Consider the following 1,061-nt stretch of genomic DNA (forward strand, 5'->3'; position numbering starts at 1 on the left):
TTAAGCGCCAGTAAACGGCGGTGGTAACTATAACCATCCTAAGGTAGCGAAATTCCTTGTCGGGTAAGTTCCGACCTGCACGAATGGCGTAACGACTTTCCGGCTGTCTCAACCACAGGCCCGGCGAAATTGCACTACGAGTAAAGATGCTCGTTACGCGCGGCAGGACGGAAAGACCCCGGGACCTTTACTATAGTTTGGTATTGGTTTTCGGTTCGGCTTGTGTAGGATAGGTGGGAGACTGTGAAGCCGGCACGCTAGTGTTGGTGGAGTCGTTGTTGAAATACCACTCTGGTCGGATTGGGAATCTGAACCTCGGACCATGATCTGGTTCAGGGACAGTGCCTGATGGGTAGTTTAACTGGGGCGGTTGCCTCCTAAAGAGTAACGGAGGCGCCCAAAGGTTCCCTCAGCCTGGTTGGCAATCAGGTGTTGAGTGCAAGTGCACAAGGGAGCTTGACTGTGAGACAGACATGTCGAGCAGGGACGAAAGTCGGGACTAGTGATCCGGCACCACCTGGTGGAAGGGGTGTCGCTCAACGGATAAAAGGTACCCCGGGGATAACAGGCTGATCTTGCCCAAGAGTCCATATCGACGGCATGGTTTGGCACCTCGATGTCGGCTCGTCGCATCCTGGGGCCGGAGTAGGTCCCAAGGGTTGGGCTGTTCGCCCATTAAAGCGGCACGCGAGCTGGGTTTAGAACGTCGTGAGACAGTTCGGTCCCTATCCGCCGCGCGCGTAGGATACTTGAGGAAGGCTGTCCCTAGTACGAGAGGACCGGGACGGACGAACCTCTGGTATGCCAGTTGTCACGCCAGTGGCATGGCTGGTTGGCCACGTTCGGAAGGGATAACCGCTGAAGGCATCTAAGCGGGAAGCCTGTTCCAAGATGAGGTATCCCACCCCATGTGGGTTAAGGCCCCCAACAGACCATTGGGTTGATAGGCCAGAAATGGAAGCACAGTAATGTGTTGTCGAGTTGACTGGTACTAATAGGCCGAGGACTTGCCCACGAAGATGTTACGCATCCACTCTACAGCTCTGAAACACCACACAACC

General features: G+C 55.1%; 1 rRNA gene. It reads left to right on the forward strand.

The window, feature by feature from the left end:
* A 23S ribosomal RNA gene (locus tag AC069I_RS44345) occupies nucleotides 1–1,015 on the forward strand; the annotation flags it as partial.
* Nucleotides 1,016–1,061: the final 46 nt, after the last annotated feature.

This window comes from Amycolatopsis sp. NPDC043885, assembly GCF_056435685.1.